This window comes from uncultured Tateyamaria sp. (assembly GCF_947494755.1).
In the GTDB taxonomy this organism is placed as follows: domain Bacteria; phylum Pseudomonadota; class Alphaproteobacteria; order Rhodobacterales; family Rhodobacteraceae; genus Tateyamaria.
In genome coordinates this window covers 366022-384308 of sequence record NZ_CANLVZ010000001.1, presented here as the reverse complement: position 1 = coordinate 384308, position 18287 = coordinate 366022, and the positions used below count along the sequence as shown (strand labels likewise).

Below are 18287 nucleotides of genomic sequence, written 5' to 3'. Positions count from 1 at the left end.
CGCACCGGTCTTTCTGCGCCCATGTCACAAATGTGTTGAAAAGCCGGGCTAAGCCCTGATCACGCGCTATTTCGCGCCTCAACATTCCAGCCCTACGGAGCCAGATATGAAAGATATCGACCTAGCCACCATGTCCCCTGATGAGTGGGACGAGATGAACTTTCCCCGCCCTGACGTTCAGGACTTCGACCGCGTGGTCGAGGCCGCGATTTCGCGCCGTGGGTTCATGGGCGGCGTGGTTGCCTTTGGCTCTGGTGCTGCTGTCATGGGCACCTCTATGCTGAAAGGGACCGCGGCGATGGCCGGTCAATCCGACCGCTTCGCCTTTGAACAATTGCCCATCCAGACAGACGGCACCGTCCATGTGCCCGATGGATACGAATGGAAGGTGATGGTGCGGTGGGGCGATCCGTTGTTTTCCGATGCACCCGCTTTTGACGCCGCCAACGGTGTCCCCTCCGCCGGGTCGGACCGGGTGTTCGGCGAGAACACGGACGGGATGGAGTTGTTTAACATCGGCGGTGGCACCGAGCTGATCGCCGTGAACAGCGAATACGCCAATCGCAAGATCAACCTGCCCAACACCGAAGAGGGCGTCCCCGCCTCGGCCGAAGACGTCGTGTTGTTGCAGCAATTGCAGGGTGTCACGGTGATGGAAGTCGCCGAAGGCCCCGATGGCTGGGAGGTCGTCGTCGACAGCCCCTACAACCGCCGCATCCATCACAATACGCCCATGACCATCGACGGCCCCGCCGCAGGCCATGACTTGCTGAAAACCGAGGCCGATCCGACCGGGACTGCATCGCTTGGTACAATGAACAACTGCGGGTCGGGCCGCACGCCCTGGGGCACCTATCTGACCTGCGAAGAGAATTTCAACGGCTATTTCGGCTCCACCGACGGCTTGCCCACCGACGAAGTTTTGGCCGCCGGCTACACCCGCTACGGCATCGGCGAAGAGGGTTGGGGATATGACTATCACAAGTGGGACGCCCGCTTTGATGTGAGCCAAAACCCGAACGAGCCGCACCGTGTTGGCTATATCGTGGAAATCGATCCCGCCGATCCCGACAGCACGCCGATCAAGCACACCGCCCTGGGCCGCTTCAAGCACGAGAACGCCGCCTGCGCGCTGACGCCCGATGGCCGGGTCGCGGTCTATATGGGAGACGATGAGCGGGGCGAGTTCATTTACAAGTGGCTCAGCCGCGACAAATACGTTCCCGGCGGGGACACCTCGACGCTGCTAAGCGAGGGCCAGCTTTACGCCGCAAAGTTCAACGATGACATGTCGGGCGAATGGATGGCCCTGACCCCTGCCGCAACCGGTATGGATGCGGCCAACATCGCGATCTTCAGCCGTATGGCGGCCTCCGCGGTGGGTGCGACCACCATGGACCGTCCCGAATGGGTTGCGGTGAACCCGACGGCCGTCGAGGCCTATTGCTGTCTGACCAACAACAAGAACCGCGGCGTGAAACCCAATGCGGGCGGGGATGACACCTCAGCCAATGGCCCTAACCCACGAGAAGAAAACAACTTTGGCCAGATCGTGCGCTGGCGCCCCGATGGCGACAACCACGCCTCGACCACGTTCGAATGGGATCTCTACGTGATGGCCGGAAACCCGGTCGTGCATGGCGACACCGCCTATGGTGGCTCGGACAACGTGAACGAGGGCAACATGTTCAACGCGCCCGACGGGATGCAGTTCGACAGCACCGGCATCGTGTGGATCCAGACCGACGGCGATGATGAAAACGAAGGCGAATTCGCGGGCATGGGCAACAACCAGATGCTGGCGGGCGATCCCGTAACGGGTGAAATCCGCCGCTTCATGACGGGCCCACGGGGATCGGAGGTCACCGGCCTTACCTGGTCAAGTGACCGGCGCACGATGTTCGTCGGCATCCAGCACCCGGACGAGCCGTTCCCCGATGGCGAAGGCTCCCTGCCCCGGTCCTCCATCGTGGCGATCAAGCGCACGGATGGCGCACTGGTCGGCTAAAGCGACCGGGCTGCACCAAAGGCACGAACGGGCGCAGAGAAATCTGCGCCCGTTCTTGTTTGCGCCCATGATGGGGCGTGACGTCGACGGTCACCTTGGCGGCGCGATCCACATCAGCGCTCAAGCGTAGTCAGAATGCGGCTGTCCAGCGAATTGAGTGACCCGAGCCGTTGGGCCAGCGCATCTGCATAGCCGCCTGCGGATTCCGTTGTCGGGCGCAGCCCGTCAAAGATCTGGCGGTCCGAGTGGATGACGATGATCTTGGTTTTGCCCAGAGAGGTGTCATCAACCAGAAAGGCCAGCTTGCTGCCGTCCTGCCCATCCGCCGCACTGTGCGCTACCCGAAGCCTCAGATCGCCCTCGCGCCCGGCGCGCAGGTCCGCAAGGCTGTTGTCGGTCATGAACAGGTTTGGCAGCAGATGAAAGACGTTGCCCGAGACATCCAAGGCAGACACAAACAGATACCCCTCCGTCATCTCGGGCGGGACGATGACCTCGATGACCGGATTTTGGCCGACATAGAAATCGCCCGTCGCATTGAGCGCGCCGTCCGCCCCGTTCTTGAAGTCGATGCCGACCCCCGCCTCGGGAACATTTGGCAGGACGCCATCAATCAGACAGAGCGTGGGGTTCAGAATGTCGACCTCAAGCGCGAGGCTGCGGTCCCCGATGGCCTCCGTCAACTGATCCGACAGGCTGTCGCGGGTCGCGGCACTTTCAAGCCGCCCGGCCACAACCACCTGCCCCCCGTTTGGATAGCCGGTTAGCGGCGCATCCATCACCTGCAGATCGCCGCAGTTCTGATGGGCTTGCAGGATCGGGGCCAAGGTCTGTGGGTCCAGAAACCGGGGGCCAAGGTCGATGCGCGCCACAACATCGAGCGCGCCCTTGATCTCTCCATCGGTCAGGGCTGCGGTCAGCGTGTCCTGTTCCGTTTTGTCGTAGGTCAGCCCGCTGATCTGGACGCGCTGTGCATCTGCATGCACGCGCCAATCGGGCAGATGGCTGACCGCATCGACAAGGCGCAGAACATCCGCGTCCCAACTGGACGGGATATCCCCTGTGGCCAGGGTCAGTTCGGTAGTGCCGCCCGACTGCCCGACCAGGCTGTCCAGCGCATCGCGGGCCGATTCGGACGGAACATGACCCACCGCCAGCGGCTGTTCGTTCTCGGCACGCGACACCACCAGCGTGTAGGGATCGACCACGGGGTATCGCGGGCCAAACAACCCGTCCAAGGCACCCGACACGTAAGCGCCCGCGCCCATGGCTGCGACGGCGAGCACGGCCAGAATTGGCACGATGCCCCGCCGCTTGGGGGGCGCAGCAGAAGGCGGTGTGGTCTCGGCTGGAGCAACGGGGGCCTGCGTGACCGTGGGGGCCTCGGGCGTGGGGTCCGGCGCAATGCGGCGTACCACAACCGTGCGGTCGTCGTCGGGCGCATCAGCGGGCGCAAGCGCATCCAGCACCGCTTGCGCGGTTTGCAGGCGATGTGCGCGGTCTGGCGTGGTCATCCGGTCGATCAGTGACTTCAGCGGCTCGGGCACGCCGTTGGTGTCCAAAGGCTGCGCCTTGATCTTGACCACGTCCATCAGGTTGTTGCCGATATTGGGCTTCTTGCCCCGGAAGGTCGACAGCAACAACGCGCCCAACGCGTAGATATCGGCACGCGCGTCGGTCTGACCGCTCAACTGCTCGGGGGCGGCATAGGCGTATTTGCCCGCGAACTCATTGCCCACGATGGTCTCGGCACCGGGATTGGTGTCCTTGGCGATGCCAAAGTCGATGATCACCGCGTCGTTGGGATCACCATCGCGCAGGATGATGTTGTCGGGCGACAGATCACGGTGAACGATATTCTTGCGATGGGCGGCAACCAGACCCTCGGCCACCCGGCGCGCCACGATCAGCAGGTCCTCCGCCGACATCCCACCGTCCTTGAGCTTGCGATCCAGACCCGGGCCATCGACATAATCCATCACCAGATAGACATGCCCATCATCGGTGCGCTGGTTGTCGTAATAGCGCACAATCGCATCATGGCGGATCTCGCGCATCTCTTCTTCGCGGGTCATCAGCGCCAGAAAGGCCTCGTCGCGTGAAAACTCGGTGCGCAGCGCCTTGACCGCTACGACGCGGCCCGAAATCTCGCTTTTGGCGCGATAGACTTCGGATGTGCCGCCAAGGCCGAGCACCTTGTCGATGCGATACGTGTTGTTGAGCACATCCCCGATTTGAAAGATGCCGCGATTGGTCTTGGAACTCACAATCGGTCCTCGCGTCGGGACTTGGTGCCGCAACCCATGTTCACGCCTAGCTCAACGCTTGGAATTCGACGCGCCGGTTGACATCGCTTAACGGATCGTCCGGATCGAACGGGAACCGCTCGCCCGCGCCCACCGCCTCCATCCGCTCGGCCGGATAGCCGCAATCAGAGGTCAAGAACCGCTTCACCTCTTCGGCGCGCAGTTTAGACAGGCGTTCGTTGTAGCTGGCGGACCCTGACGCATCGGTGTGCCCCAGAATGCGTATCTTTTGAACATCAGCCGCCTTGAGCGCATCGCATAGCGCACCCAGCTTCGGCTTTTGATCGGCGCGCAAGGCCGCGGAGTCAAAGTCGAAGGCCACGTTCACGTTCACCTGCTCGTCCTTTGGAACGATCACGGCAAGCTCTTCGGCCACTGGCGCAGTGGTGGTCGTGGTCGCGGCGACCGTGGTGTCATTGGTCGTGGCGGTATCGGTCGTTGCGATGTCGGTGCTTGGCGTTGCAATCACCAATCCACGCGTTTTCTGCTTTTTGAAATTTTCCGTCATCTCTTCGACGGTTTGGTCGGCCGCGTTCTGTGCCATGGCGGGGGCCTGGAGGCCAGCAAGGCTGACCGTGGCTGCGACCAGAAATGTGTCGAGGCGTATCATTGGAATTCCTTCATAAAAATATATGAGCAATCTGCCCAAAGCGTATCGCACCGGGCGGCACATGCCAAATTTTTTCGCCGCAGGGGTTCGGGATGCGCTGGCCGGGTGGTCAAGCTCTCTGTCCTCCTTGCGTCCAGCATTTTGTTGCGACATCCGATCTGACGCGGATACCATTCCCCAACGTCAAGTGGGGACTTCGTCATGATTCGACTGAATTTTCAAATACTGATCGCACTGCTTTTTCTGGTTGGCGGCATGTTGCCTGCCACTGCCGAAAAGCGCACCGCCTTCCTGTTGGGCAACGGCGCCTATGCGCATGCCGCCAACCTGCAGAACCCGTCTGCGGACGTCCGATTGATCGGTGAGGTCCTCGAAAGCCTTGATTTCGACGTCACCCTGCACGAAGACCTCACGCGCGCCGAAATCGGCCAAAGCCTGTCGCAGTTTCTGGACGACAACAAGAATGCGGACGTCACCTTCGTCTACCTCGCAGGGCACGGGATGCAGTTTGAAGGGCGCAACTACTTCCTTGGCACCGATGCCAAGCTGAGCACTGAATTTGACATTCCGTCAGAGACGACGCCGATTGATGCGATCATCAAGGCGGTTCAGAACAGTGCGCGCGCCTCGCTGATCTTTGTGGATGCCTGCCGCGACAATCCGCTAGCCAATGCGTTCTATCAGGACAATTTTTCCGAAAGCCGGGCGTTACAGACCCGTGGACTCGTGCCGCTGAGGGCCTCTGCGCAAGGTGCGATGGTGGTGTTTTCAGCCTCCCCCGGTCAGGTCGCCTATGATGGGGCGGGTGCGAATTCGCCCTTTGCCGCCTCGGTCGCCCGCCATCTGGACACGCCCAACTCCGAAATCCTCAGCGTCATGAAACGCGTCATCGGTGACGTGAAGCTCGAGACCGAAGACAAGCAGATTCCGATCATCAACAACGATCTGGCGACCGAAATCTACCTCAAGATCGGTGAGGGCGAGGCGGGCCAGACCCTCGCCTTTCAACGCGAGCAGGCGCTGTATGAGGCGGTGCGCGAGATGAACTCTCTGCGCGGCTGGTCGGTGTTTCTGGAACGCTTTCCCGACAGCCAGTTTGCCAGCCTTGCCGCGCAGGAACGCGACGCCCTCGCCCGGTCCGACAACATCGCGGTCGCAAATCTCGCAAGCGAGGGCACGGATCGCGGCAGCGACCAGGAAAGCCTTGGCCTGACCGTTGCCGACATTCGGCTGATCCAGACGAAACTCGCCACCTTGGGCTATGAGGCAGGCATCGCAGACGGGGTGATGGGCGACACAACCCGCAAGGCAATCGCGGATTTCCAGCAAGCCAACCAGCTGCCCTCGACCGGCATCATGACCGAATTCACTGTGCGCGCGATGGGAATTGATGTGTCGGGCCTCGAGGTCGGCACCATCCCGATATATTCCTCCCTAGACGCACGTAAATGGGCTCCTGATGCGCTGGCGCAGGTCGAAACGGACCCGCGGCTGATCCGCGCCGCCGAGGTATTGAAGGAGTGGGAGATCCTTTATGGCTGGTATGGCGATCACCTTTACATCGGGGTGCTGGCATGGCGCATGCAATGGCCCGAGGCACAGGCATTGGCCGAACGAGCGGGCGGATATCTCGCCGTGATGAGCGATGCGGAGGAAAACGACTTTGTTTACCAGCTCGTCAGCCGGGATGATCGGTTCTGGCAGGTCAGCAATGCCGGCCAAGGGCGCCACAGCTATGGGCCCACCTTTGGGTTCTATCAAAAGAAAGAGGGCCGCGAGCCGGATGGTGGCTGGTCATGGGTCAACGACCAGCCGGTGTCCTTCACCAACTGGTCTTATGGTAATCCCAACAACGGGGTCGATTACGACAGCGAATATGCAACCTTTTACCGATGGACCAAGGATATGGACCTCGAAAAGTTCACCGGTAATGAATGGAACGATGTGAACCTGCCCCGCACCGGCCGCGCCTTTATCATCGAGATCGAATGATCGCGCGCCTGTCCGGGCTGTCTGTCATACCACGCGCATCGCCCCATAGGCCCGGTGCCCCTGAAAGGTCGACTTGAAATATTCCGAGGCCGCAGCGTCCAGCGTATCAAGTCCAAGGTCCAGCGCCGCGTTCAACTGCACCCCAAGCGCCTCGGTCCGTGCCGCCCGCGCCTCGGGGTCGGTATAGTGCGGCGCAATCCGCTCGGACCAGAAATAATCCATCCACCCATAGTCGGCCACCTTGGCGATGTTGAACCCCTCAAGTGCGGCCATGACACAGCCAAGTCGCGCACCAAATATGGCCCAGTCGCCACGTTCCACATCCGCCCCGACCGAGCACCACACCTTGAGCCGATCAAGGTTGCGCGGCCCGATATGGGTCACAAGCGCCTCAGCCCGCGGCAGGTCCGGATAGGCGTCATAGGCGATCTGACCGTCCGCCAGGTTCAGCTTGACCCCTTCGCGAAATCCGGCCCGAAACGCCTGATAGTCTGATCCCGTCACAACCACCTCGGAGAGCAACCGGTTCACTTGATAATACGGCACCGTCCAGCAGAAATCGACGGCCCCCTTTGAGCCCGCCGCGTTCTCGTGGGTCTGGAGGGTCAACAGCGTGCTGCGCGGCCAGATCTTTACCCCGCCATTGCCATAGCGCAGCCCGTTGACCCTGTTGCGCGCGCTGAACGAAAACACCCGCGCGCGATCCCGTGGCGCGATGTCAAAGCGGGCTGACAGGAATTCCGGGTCAAGCAGCACGTTGTCGGCATCTATGGTGATCACGTGAGGTGAGGCACAGACCTCTCCGGCGCGGCGATGCGCGGCGTCGAACCCTTTGACCCCGGACACCCGGCGCGTGCGGGGCACCGCCTTCTGGATGCGCTCAAAATGGTCCTCCGCATTGGGCTCATCAAAGCTGAGGAACACCACATCACAGGTGGCAAGATCGATCATGGTGCCTCCCATTCCGCGTGGGGGCCCAAGGTGATGATCGCGGCAGGATGCCATTTGTCCCGCAACAGGGTGCGACGCCATGCAAGGTAGCTGGGCCAGTCAAGTTCAGGTGCAAGGGGCGCGTTGAGGGCCGCATTGGGCAGCGTGTCATAGGCCAGATTTTCCGCGATCAGAGGGCGATAGTCGATCAGATCAACGATGAACACCGGCACCATTTCCTTGGTTCGTGCCGTCTCGCGCACGGTGTCCAGATAGGTGGCGATCTGATCCCAGTGCAGCCCCGTGACATCAACCAGCATGATCGACATAAACCGGTCGCTGCGCAGCAATCCCTCGACCTGCGCGCTGTCCGCGTTGAAGGGCCATGCCGCCTCAAACGCGTCGGCGGGGCGGTCTGATCCGTCAGCGTTGTCACCGGGAGGGATCGCGTCAAAAGTCATGGTTCAATCACTCTGTCAGAGCGCGGCGACGCGGCGAGTTCCGTAAACAGCGCGCGCCACGAGGCCCCTAGAACGGTCCAGTCACGCGCCCGGCTGGCGCGCGCTGCGGCCTTGCCACGTGCGGCCCACACTGCCGGTCCCTCGGCCAGGGCATTCCGCAACGCGTCCGCCAATTCATCCCCATCGAACAAAACCCCTGTGGTGGGCATGGCCACCACGTCCCGCAAACCGGGCGTGTCCGTGCCCAATACACCGCGCCCAAGGGTCTGCGCCAGAATGGCAGACCCGGATGTCAGGGAGTCCGTGTAAGGCAGCACCACCACATCAGCGGCCCCGTGCACCTGCGCAAGATCGTCGGCATCCAAAAATTCCATCCGGCTCATAATGCGCGGATCATCCGGGATCGACAGATCCTTGACGTCAGAGGCGCGGTGACCGGCAAGGATCAGCCGATCATCCGCTCCGCCAACCTGTTGGAATGCTTCAACAAGCGCGCCGGGGGACTTGTAGGCGCGCATTTGCCCTGCCAGCAGCACCACCATGCGCGCGCCGTCCAACCCCAGTGCGGTACGGGCCGTGGCGCGGGGCACAACGGGATAGACCCCATCGTAGTTGCCATGCGCGATGATGCGGACCTTGGCCAGGGGCAGCGTGTGGTGCGCCATCGCCGCCGCCAAGGCAGGCAACGAATGGACGTGCACCACATCCGCCAGTGCCAGCAGGCCATTGCGGATCTGTGCGGCGGCGGCGCGCTCTCGCGGGTTGTGGGGCATCAGGTTGTGCATGGTCCACACAATCCGCCCACCCCGGTCGCGAAAGGCGGACAAGGCATCCAGTAACCCCTGGGCCGTCATGGCCCCGCTGGAGATGGCAGCCGTCTCCCAATGCAGATGCAGAACGTGGCTCGATATGGCCCTTGACCCAAGGTCGGCAACACTGGCGAGCGGTGTCGCGATAACAGAGGGTCCAAGGGACCGATAAAGCAGGTCCTGATAGGGATTAAAGTCACGGTAGTCCGGGTAGAAGCACACCTCAACCGGACCGGGAGAAACGGCATTGAACATGTCCAACTCTGGCACAGGCCGGGCGTTTTGGCGAGACCGCGCCGATGCGCGAGGGACCTTAGTTGACACGACCCGGTGCCGGTTTCTATCCTTTGACGTAGGGTAAGGGGGGCCTTCTCATGCGCAGTTGGATTGTGGGACAATTGGTTTTGCTGATCGGCGTCATCGGTTTGCCGGGGGCCGTGCGCGCCCAAAATTTTGGCAGCGATACGTTCACGACACAGGCTCAGGCCGAGAATTATCTGCGTCAAAGCCCGACCGGCCCCCGCGCCAAAGCGGCGTTCATGGCCATCGTGGAATTCCAGTTGGCGCGCGAAAACCCAGGTTTTTCACGCTCTGACATCGCCCAAAGCGTCAATCTCTCGGTGCCGCGCCGCACCGCCAGCCCCAGCCAGACCACCGGCAACACTCAACGAGATGACGGGCGTGGGGATCTTTACTAACCACCTGACCTGCCCCCGGTTTGGGGAGTCATTCCAGCGGACCAAGCTGGGCTGCTGCGTTGTGCTGGCCGCGATCACGGTCGGATCCGCCGCTCTGTCCCAAGACGACACGACGCCCCAAAATGCGTCCCGCGTCGCCCTTGTGATCGGCAATTCGGCCTATCAGAATGTCGAATCTCTGCCCAATCCGGCCAACGATGCGCGACTTATTGCCGAAAAGCTGTGGGAGTCCGGTTTCGAGGTGATCGAGAGCATCGATGCGGATCGCGAGACGATGCTGGCCGACCTTGCCACCTTCCGCAGCCGCCTGCGCGAGGGCAGTGAGGCGCTGTTTTTTTATGCCGGTCACGGGGTGCAGGTGGGCGGGCGCAACTATCTGTTGCCGATCTCGGTCGCGCCGTCCTCGGTCGATGATCTGCGCGCCCAATCGGTCGATGCGCAACTGTTCGTGGACATCATGGATAGGTCCGGCGCGCGGCTGAACATCGTGCTGCTGGATGCCTGCCGCAACAACCCGTTTATCGACATCACCAGCCAGGACGCGGACGAAATTGCGACCCGCGCCATCACCATCGGACAGTCGCGCGATGAGGTACAGCGCGGGCTGGTCCTGTTGTCTGAGGCCTCGACCGGCGGGCTGGCCGAGATGACGGCCGGTGACAGCGAAACGATGATCAGCTTTGCCACCGCCCCCGGCGCGGTCGCCTTTGACGGTGTCGGCCAGCACAGCCCCTACACCGCCTCTATCGCCGAAACCATCGACGAGCCGGGCCTTGAACTGGCCGAGCTGTTCCGCCGTGTGCGCGGCGGCGTGCGGGAACGCACTGACGGCCAGCAGATTGCCTGGACCACGAGCACGCTTGAAAATCCGTTCTATTTCAAGCCCGACACCGCCGATCTGCGCGGCGCGACCACCGGGCTCGGGGCCGAGGGCGACACATTGGGCACCCTGCCCCCACAGCGCATCGTGGACCGTATCTTTTGGCGGGCAATCGAAGGCTCTGACCGGCTGGACGCGTTCGAGGCCTATATCAAGACCAGTCCCGGTGGGGCCTTTGCCGATGATGCAAGCGCGCGCATCGCGGCCTTGGGCGGCGCGCCAGATGCTGTGAGCGCGCCTGACCCGGCCCTGCCCGTTTTGCAGCCCCAGACCGAGGCGGCCCAAACCGAGTTTCGCGCGGATGTCATTGCGCGGCTCGACAGCGACGCCCACGCGGTGCCGATCGGGGTCGGCCCCTCCGAGGTTACCCTGTCGGATGAGGGGACGGAGGGATGGGTCTATGTGTCCCGCGCGCCCCGACTGGGCGAGGTGCGCGCGGCGGATGGCACGCCACTGGCGCAGGGCGCGGTGCATTACGTGCGCGCCGGTGAGACGTCCGAATTCGAACCCCATGTCGGCTCCAACGGTGGGCGTGAGACACTTGAGGGCAAAGTGCTGGGCGAGGGCGGCGCGACCGAGCCGGTTGCGGTTGATGTCGAAAGCTATGTGGATGCCTGCGACATGCTGGCGGGCAACCCTTATGACAGCGAACGGGTCACGGCGGGCACGCGCCAGTTCATCCTTGAGCGGAATTTCGAAGGGGCCATCGTCGTGTGCGAGTTAGCCATCGCCCGTTACCCCGATGTGGTACGCTTCTGGGCGCAACTGGCGCGCGCCTACCGCGCTGCGGGCCGCTATGAGGACGCGCGCGTCTGGCAGGTTCGCGCGGTCGAGGCGGGATATGTCAACGCCATGGTCTATCTGGGCCAGATGCATTTGGATGGACAGGCCGTCGCGCGGGACTTTGGCCGGGCCTATGAGCTGTTCGAGGCGGCTGCGGCTGCGGGCGACACTGCGGCGCTGACTGCGCTAGCCTGGGTCCACCGCGCAGGAGTCGGCGTGCCGCAGGATTACGCAAAGGCCCGCGAATTTTACGAACGGGGTGCCGCGCGCGGCAATGATTGGGCGATGACCAATCTGGGCGAGTTCTACAAGAAGGGGCTGGGGGTAGAGGCCAATCCCGAAGAGGCCAAGCGGTGGTATATCCAGGCGGCCAAGTCCGGCGAGTTGACCGCACAGACCCGCCTTGCCCGCATGTATCAGGATGGGGACGGCATCGCGCAGGACTTTGAACAGGCGCGGTTCTGGTTCGAAACAGCCGCCTCGCGCCAGGTGCCCAACGGCATGACCCGTTTGGGTATCATGTACGAGCAAGGCCAGGGCACCCCCCCCGATGTGGAGGCGGCCGCCCGGCTTTATGTGCGCGCGGCCCAGCAAGGCGACGGCGAAGCCTATTTCCGGCTCGCCCGGCTTTATGCGTCGCAAACACCGCTGTTTGATGACCCGGCGCGCGCCGCTCTGCTGTTTGAACGCGCGATTGAAGAAGGGGTCTATGGCGCGGAGCGCGCGCTGGCCAAACTTTACGAGACCGGGCGCGGCGTCGACAAGGACATTGCGCGTGCGCGCACCCTTTACAGCGTGGCCGCTGAGGGCAATCCATGGGCGGCACGCGATGCCGGTCGGGTCTTTGCCTCAAACGACGGGGTGGAACCGGATTTTGCGACCGCTGCGACGTGGTATCGTCAGGCGGTCGCGGGGGGGGTACCGCGCGCCGCCATTGATCTGGCCAAGCTGACGGAAACGGGCCGCGGGGTTGAACAGAACCGCCCCGAAGCGCTGGCGCTTTATGCAAAGGCGCTGAGCCTGTCCGATGACGCGGCCCTTGCCGAGCAGATCGCCGAACGCGTTGCAAATTACAGCGAGGCCGAGTTTGTCACGGCCGCGCAACTGATGTTGGCGCGCGCGGGCAAACAGCCCGGCGCTGCCGATGGCCAATTGGGTGCAGGCACCCAGGCCGCCTTGGCCGACGTTTTTGCCGAACAAGGAGTTCCCCTGCCCTCAGGACCTATAACGATTGATATTTTAGCCGTCATTTCAGAAACGTATTAGGAGACAGACGATGATGAACCGATATTTCTGTGCCACCGCCCTGGCGCTGCCGCTGCTTTTGGCGGCCTGTGACGAGGCTCCGGTCTCATCCCGCTCGACCGCTGAGGACGTGACGCGCCTTCAGTCGCTCGGGTTCAGCGTGGCGGCGCAAACCCCCTCGGGCACGCCCATGGCGTTGCGCTACACCGGGCCGATCAACGCAGCGGTGCAATGTCAGACCCCATCGGGTCAGGTGCGCACGCCCCAACCGCGCGTAAGGGCAGCCAACGGCACCGTCGAAGAATACAAGCTGAACAGCTATGTCATGTTCAAACCCGGCAGTCGCGGACGGGACGGGCTTTATGTGGTCAGCAAAGCCACCCGCCCTTCCGCCCGTCGCGCCGCCACGCAGGTCGAGACAATCGCCTTTGCCCCCGGTGAACGCGGCACCTTTGCTTCGGGCCTTTCGTGTCGGGCAACCTGACCAGCGGCGCGACACCGGTTGAAGTTGATATCCTGATCCTCGCGGACATCCGCGTGGGCGATATCGCGGCTCCCTGTCACAGCGCCGCCATCACCGCCCTCACAAAGGCCGGATACAGCATCGCCGTCGCGCCGGTGATCAGCGATGCGGTGCGGGCCGATCCCTATACGGTCGATCCTGATCTGCGCGCCTTGGTCAAGGCGGGTGACGTGCGCCGGGTTGGACCGGAGGCTGCCGTACTCTGTACGCTCGCCCTGACCTTCGATGCGCGCCTCTTTGCGGCCAACCTGATCCGCGCGCCCCGGATTGACGCGCAGCACCGCGTTGTCACGGTGGAGCGTCCTGCGGCGCTCGCCAGCCTCGACAGACCTGCCCGTAATCGCCTGCGTGCGCGGGCCGAGATGGTCATGGGCGGTACGACCGTATGGGCTCCGACCTCGATGATTGCGCGCGACGCGATGGTCTATGCCGCACCCGATTGGCCCCTGACGGATCAGGACTGGGCCCCCGTCGCCCCCGATCTGACCCACGTGCGTGCCGACGCAGCCGAACGTGCGCGGCCCACAATTGGACGGACGCGCATCGCGCGGGCACGTCCCGCATCGACATGGCCCGACCCGTTTCGCGCCACCCCCCTTGTTGCCTTGCGCGAACGGGGGCTGGTTAATGAGACGGGCGAGGGTTGCCCCTCCCCTGCCCCGGTCGAAAGATGGCCGGATGATCATCTGCCGCTCGACTCATTTCTGGCCAAGGTCGATCTGCTTGCCAATGCTGACCTTGCCCATGACGACCCGGTGCCGGTCGAGGCGCTGATGGCGATATCGGCGGGGGTTGTGCCGTGCCTGCCCGAACCCTATCGCGAGATCTTTGGCGGTGCGGCGGTCTACGGCGACGCGCACGCGCTGGTTCAGGCGGCCATCGACCTCAAGCTGAACCCGGACCTGATGGAGGGGACCCGGCAGGCCGGCATTGCCGTGCAACGCGAGATATTTGCGCCCGGCCTTTTCGTGGACCGGGTCGCGGCGCTGATCGGTGCGCCCTCAGTCACCGCTTTTGCGCCTGCGATCCATACGACCCCGAATGCGCGCGTGCTGTTCTATTCGACCAATGGGATCGGGATGGGGCATCTCACCCGGCAACTGGCCGTGGCGCGGCGACTGCCCGTCCGCCTTCAGCCGGTGTTCGTGAGCCACTCGCGCGCCGTCGACACCGTCCGCCAGTTCGGCTTTGTCAGCGAACACCTGCCGTATCACACGACCTACGGGCAGGCCAAAGCCCATTGGATCATCGGCCTGGCCGCAGCGCTTGAGGCGACATTCGCATTCTACAAACCGGAGGTGGTGATCTTTGACGGCAATGTGCCGTTTCAGGGGTTGCTGAACGCCTTGGCACGCCGTCCGTGCATCGCGTCGGTCTGGATACGGCGCGCGATGTGGGGGGCAGGACGCGACATCGCGGCACTTGAGCGTGGGGGAGCATTCGATGTTGTTGTCGAACCGCTTGATCCCGCTTGGGCCTACGATCACGGACCAACACTCGACTATGCCGGGCAGACCCGCAGCGTGCCGCCTGTGCGCATTCTGGATGAGGCCGAGCGGCCTGGCAGAGCGGAGGCCTGCGCTGCGCTTGGCCTCGACCCTGCGAACACGAACGTGCTGGTGGCGACAGGATCGGGCAACAACTTTGACCTCGCCGGGATCACCACCCGCGTCATCGACGGGCTGAGCGGGCGGGCGGGCGTGGGTCTTGCCCTTGCGGAATGGCAAATTGCGCAACAGCGTCTGGATGTGCCCGCCACCATCGCGCGGCTGACGGGCTATCCGTTTGCGCAATATCTGTCCGCTTTCGACTTTGCCGTGGCAGCCCCCGGATACAACACCTTCTGCGAACATCTGGCCGCCGGATTGCCCACGCTCTGGGTGCCGAATGAACATGCGCAGATGGATCAGCAGATCGAGCGGGCGCGCTATGCGGTTGACATGCGCTGTGGGCTGATGGTCCGCCGGGATGCGCCCTTTGATGAGGCCGGGGCGCTGTCGCACCTTCTGGACCCCGCCAATCGGGATCGGATGGCGCAGGCAGGCGCGCGGCTTGCGGGTCAGCAGATGCAGGAAAATGGGGCCAGCGCCTTGGCAGAGCTTGTCACCGACCTTGCCGGATCAACAATTGCACGGCTGCCGATCGAGGCGGACCACCCAGAGCCACAGGATCAACCTGCCAGAACACCGGACCACCTGTCACAGCAGATGCATCCGGCCTAGCAAGGACCACATCCGGTCACGTGGTCCGGCGCAACCCGGTCTCGGCGTCAAAGATATGCGCCTGCCCCGGCTGCACCGCAAAACGCATGGTCTGACCATGGCTCGACGGCGCATGCACGCCTTGCAGGCTGATCGTGAAACTCTCGGAGGATCCCGTCAGCTTGCTGTGAAACAGTGTGTTGGCCCCAAGCGGTTCGGTCATTTGAACCAAGGCATGAAGGGGGCCGTCCTCGGCCACATCCATATGCTCGGGCCGGATGCCGAGCTTGACCGGCCCGTCCGGCCCTGCCGTGGCCGTGACAACCCGACCGTCGACCAGAGCCTGACCGCCCTTCACCTCAGCATCGACGATATTCATCGCCGGGCTGCCGATAAACTGCGCGGCAAACAGCGTGCGCGGGGTCTCATAGACCTCAAGCGGGGTGCCGATCTGTTCGACCACGCCGGCGTTCATCACGATCATCCTGTCGGCCATTGTCATCGCCTCGACCTGATCATGGGTCACATACATCGCGGTGATGCCGAGTTTTGATTGCAGCTCCTTGATCTCAAGACGCATCTGCACGCGCAGCTTGGCGTCCAGATTGGACAAAGGTTCGTCAAACAGGAACACCGCCGGTTCGCGCACAATCGCGCGGCCCATCGCAACGCGCTGACGCTGCCCGCCCGAAAGCTGCTTGGGCTTGCGGTCCAGCAAGGGCGAAAGTTGCAGCATCGCCGCAACCTCTTCGACCTTGGCCTTGATCTGATCCTTGGGCATCTTGGCGATCTTCAGCCCGTAGCCCATATTCTGGCGCACCGACATATGCGGATACAGTGCATAGTTCTGGAACACCATGGCCACGTCCCGGTCCATCGGTTCCTTGTCATTGGCGCGCGCATCGTTGATCAGCACCTCCCCCGAAGAGATCGTCTCGAGCCCCGCAACCATGCGCAACAGCGTGGATTTCCCGCAGCCGGAGGGCCCAACGATCACGATAAACTCACCATCCGCAATTCCCGCGCTGATGCCATGGATCACGTGGGTCGGGCCGAAGTTCTTTTTGACGTCGTTGAGGGTAATGGTCGCCATGATGTTATTTCTCACTGTCCACAAGGCCGCGAATAAACAGCCGTTGCATGCTGACCACGACAATCACCGGGGGGATCATCGCAAGGATGGACGTGGCCATGATCACCGGCCAGTCGGCGACATCATCGCCTGACGGGAACATCTGTTTGATGCCCATGACGATGGTGTTCATTTCGGGGTCCGTGGTGATCAAAAGTGGCCACAGATATTGGTTCCACCCATAGATGAACAGGATCACAAACAGGGCCGCGACGTTTGTCCGACTCATCGGGACCACGATGTCCCAGAAAAACCGCATGGGGCGGGCACCGTCCACACGCGCGGCCTCTGCCAGCTCATCCGGGATCGTCAGGAAAAACTGGCGGAACAGGAAGGTGGCCGTGGCCGAGGCAATCAGCGGAAAGATCAGCCCGCTATAGCTGTTGAGCATCCCGAACCCGGCTACAACTTCATAGGTGGGCACGATGCGCACCTCGACCGGCAGCATCAGCGTCAGAAAGATCATCCAAAAAAACACGTTCCGCCCCGGAAAGCGGAAATAGACGATGGCAAAGGCGGACAGTAGCGAGATCACGATCTTGCCCACCGCGATCCCGATGGCCATGACGAGGCTGTTGAACAACATCGTGGCAACCGGGACGTTGACGCCTGAAAACAGGGCCGCTGAATAGTTTTCCCAGAACCTATCGCCCGGCAGCAGCGGCATGGGTGGGCGCACGATTTCGGGTTGCGAGACGGTCGAGGCCACAAAGGCCAGCCAGATCGGAAAGAAAATCACCAGCACGCCAAGGATCATGAACACATGGGTCAGCCACAGCCCGGCCCCGCGCTTTTCCACCATCCCATGTATTTCGCGCGCCATCAGTAATGCACCCGCTTTTCCACGAACTTGAACTGGATCACCGTCAGCAGGCCCACGACGATCAGCAAGATCACAGACTGGGCCGAGGAAGAACCAAGGTCCTGCCCCACGAACCCGTCCGAGAAGACCTTGTAGACCAGAATGGTGGTCGATTGTTGTGGCCCGCCCGAGGTGATGGTGTGGATCACGCCAAAGGTTTCAAAGAAAGAATAGACGACGTTCACGACCAACAGGAAGAATGTCGTGGGTGAGAGCAGCGGCAGCACAATGGTCCAGAACCGCTTCCAGAACCGCGCGCCGTCAATGGCTGCCGCCTCGATCACCGATTTCGGGACCGCCTGAAGGGCCGCAAAGAAGAACAGGAAGTTGTAGCTGATCCGCCCCCAGGCCGACGCGACGACAACCAGCCCCATTGCTTCGCCCCCGTTCAGCACGTGGTTCCAATCATAGCCGAGATTGCCCAGATACCACGACACCACGCCGACGCGGGTGTTGAACATGAACAGCCACAGCACGCCTGCGACCGCCGGGGCGACCGCGTAGGGCCAGATCAGCAGCGTACGATAGACGCCCGAGCCTTTGATCAGCCGGTCTGCGATCACGGCCAGAAACAGGGCCGGGATCATCGAACACAGCGTGACCAGAATGGAAAAGACGGCCGTCGTCGCAAACGAGGCGCGGTAGAATTTGTCGCTGAGCAGGAATTCAAAGTTACCCAGACCCACGAATTGCGAAGACAGCCCGAACGGGTCCGGAATGAAAAGCGACTGCCAGATCGCCTGCCCTGCCGGGTAAAAGAAAAACACCGCCGAAATCAGAACTTGGGGCGCAATCAAAAGCGCCGGCAACCACCAGCCGCGAAACGTGACGCGCTTTTCCATATCAC

At 62.5% G+C, this 18287-nt stretch carries 14 protein-coding genes; 6 read left to right on the top strand and 8 right to left on the bottom strand.

The window, feature by feature from the left end; genetic code table 11:
- Positions 1 to 106 precede the first annotated feature (106 nt).
- Positions 107 to 2008 (top strand): PhoX family phosphatase, encoded by a 1902-nt coding sequence (locus tag Q0908_RS01900; protein WP_299280739.1) that lies wholly within the window; start codon positions 107 to 109, stop codon positions 2006 to 2008.
- Between the two features lie 113 nt (positions 2009 to 2121).
- Here Q0908_RS01900 and Q0908_RS01895 read toward each other — a convergent pair whose 3' ends face one another.
- Together Q0908_RS01895 and Q0908_RS01890 are read right to left on the bottom strand one after the other, a co-directional pair.
- Positions 2122 to 4275, bottom strand: a complete 2154-nt coding sequence (locus Q0908_RS01895) for a protein kinase (protein ID WP_299280738.1) — start codon at positions 4273 to 4275, stop codon at positions 2122 to 2124.
- Positions 4276 to 4321: 46 nt separating this feature from the next.
- Positions 4322 to 4924 (bottom strand): OmpA family protein, encoded by a 603-nt coding sequence (locus Q0908_RS01890; RefSeq protein ID WP_299280737.1) that lies wholly within the window; start codon positions 4922 to 4924, stop codon positions 4322 to 4324.
- Positions 4925 to 5125: 201 nt separating this feature from the next.
- Here Q0908_RS01890 and Q0908_RS01885 point away from each other — a divergent pair, with 201 nt between their 5' ends.
- Complete coding sequence (locus Q0908_RS01885; protein ID WP_299280736.1) at positions 5126 to 6916, top strand: caspase family protein; 1791 nt, start codon at positions 5126 to 5128, stop codon at positions 6914 to 6916.
- Positions 6917 to 6940: 24 nt separating this feature from the next.
- On the opposite strand, the gene Q0908_RS01880 is transcribed toward Q0908_RS01885, so the two are convergent.
- Genes Q0908_RS01880 through Q0908_RS01870 form a run of 3 tightly spaced genes read right to left on the bottom strand, consistent with a single transcriptional unit; the run spans position 6941 to position 9371 of the window.
- The gene (locus tag Q0908_RS01880; protein ID WP_299280735.1) at positions 6941 to 7867 is read right to left on the bottom strand and encodes a hypothetical protein; all 927 of its coding nucleotides are present in this window, start codon (positions 7865 to 7867) and stop codon (positions 6941 to 6943) included.
- The gene (locus Q0908_RS01875; RefSeq protein WP_299280734.1) at positions 7864 to 8307 is read right to left on the bottom strand and encodes a hypothetical protein; all 444 of its coding nucleotides are present in this window, start codon (positions 8305 to 8307) and stop codon (positions 7864 to 7866) included. The genes Q0908_RS01880 and Q0908_RS01875 overlap by 4 nt, the downstream gene beginning before the upstream one ends.
- Positions 8304 to 9371, bottom strand: coding sequence for a glycosyltransferase family 4 protein (locus Q0908_RS01870; protein WP_299280733.1), 1068 nt, complete (start codon positions 9369 to 9371; stop codon positions 8304 to 8306). The genes Q0908_RS01875 and Q0908_RS01870 overlap by 4 nt, the downstream gene beginning before the upstream one ends.
- A 119-nt stretch (positions 9372 to 9490) precedes the next feature.
- Here Q0908_RS01870 and Q0908_RS01865 point away from each other — a divergent pair, with 119 nt between their 5' ends.
- The 4 genes from Q0908_RS01865 to Q0908_RS01850 are packed head-to-tail and all read left to right on the top strand — an operon-like array spanning position 9491 to position 15467.
- Positions 9491 to 9814, top strand: a complete 324-nt coding sequence (locus tag Q0908_RS01865; protein ID WP_299280732.1) for a hypothetical protein — start codon at positions 9491 to 9493, stop codon at positions 9812 to 9814.
- On the top strand, positions 9798 to 12743 hold the full coding sequence (locus tag Q0908_RS01860; RefSeq protein ID WP_299280731.1) for a caspase family protein: 2946 nt from the start codon (positions 9798 to 9800) through the stop codon (positions 12741 to 12743). The genes Q0908_RS01865 and Q0908_RS01860 overlap by 17 nt, the downstream gene beginning before the upstream one ends.
- A 10-nt stretch (positions 12744 to 12753) precedes the next feature.
- On the top strand, positions 12754 to 13206 hold the full coding sequence (locus Q0908_RS01855) for a pyruvate/2-oxoglutarate dehydrogenase complex (RefSeq protein WP_299280730.1): 453 nt from the start codon (positions 12754 to 12756) through the stop codon (positions 13204 to 13206).
- On the top strand, positions 13191 to 15467 hold the full coding sequence (locus Q0908_RS01850; protein WP_299280729.1) for a glycosyltransferase: 2277 nt from the start codon (positions 13191 to 13193) through the stop codon (positions 15465 to 15467). Before Q0908_RS01855 ends, Q0908_RS01850 begins: the two co-directional genes overlap by 16 nt.
- Positions 15468 to 15483: 16 nt before the next feature.
- Here the strand turns inward: Q0908_RS01850 and ugpC are convergent, their stop codons facing one another.
- The 3 genes from ugpC to ugpA are packed head-to-tail and all read right to left on the bottom strand — an operon-like array spanning position 15484 to position 18282.
- Complete coding sequence (gene ugpC, locus Q0908_RS01845; RefSeq protein ID WP_299280728.1) at positions 15484 to 16539, bottom strand: sn-glycerol-3-phosphate ABC transporter ATP-binding protein UgpC; 1056 nt, start codon at positions 16537 to 16539, stop codon at positions 15484 to 15486.
- A 4-nt stretch (positions 16540 to 16543) separates the two neighbouring features.
- Complete coding sequence (gene ugpE / locus Q0908_RS01840) at positions 16544 to 17380, bottom strand: sn-glycerol-3-phosphate ABC transporter permease UgpE (RefSeq protein ID WP_299280882.1); 837 nt, start codon at positions 17378 to 17380, stop codon at positions 16544 to 16546.
- Between the two features lie 20 nt (positions 17381 to 17400).
- Positions 17401 to 18282, bottom strand: a complete 882-nt coding sequence (gene ugpA / locus Q0908_RS01835; RefSeq protein ID WP_299280727.1) for a sn-glycerol-3-phosphate ABC transporter permease UgpA — start codon at positions 18280 to 18282, stop codon at positions 17401 to 17403.
- Positions 18283 to 18287: the final 5 nt, after the last annotated feature.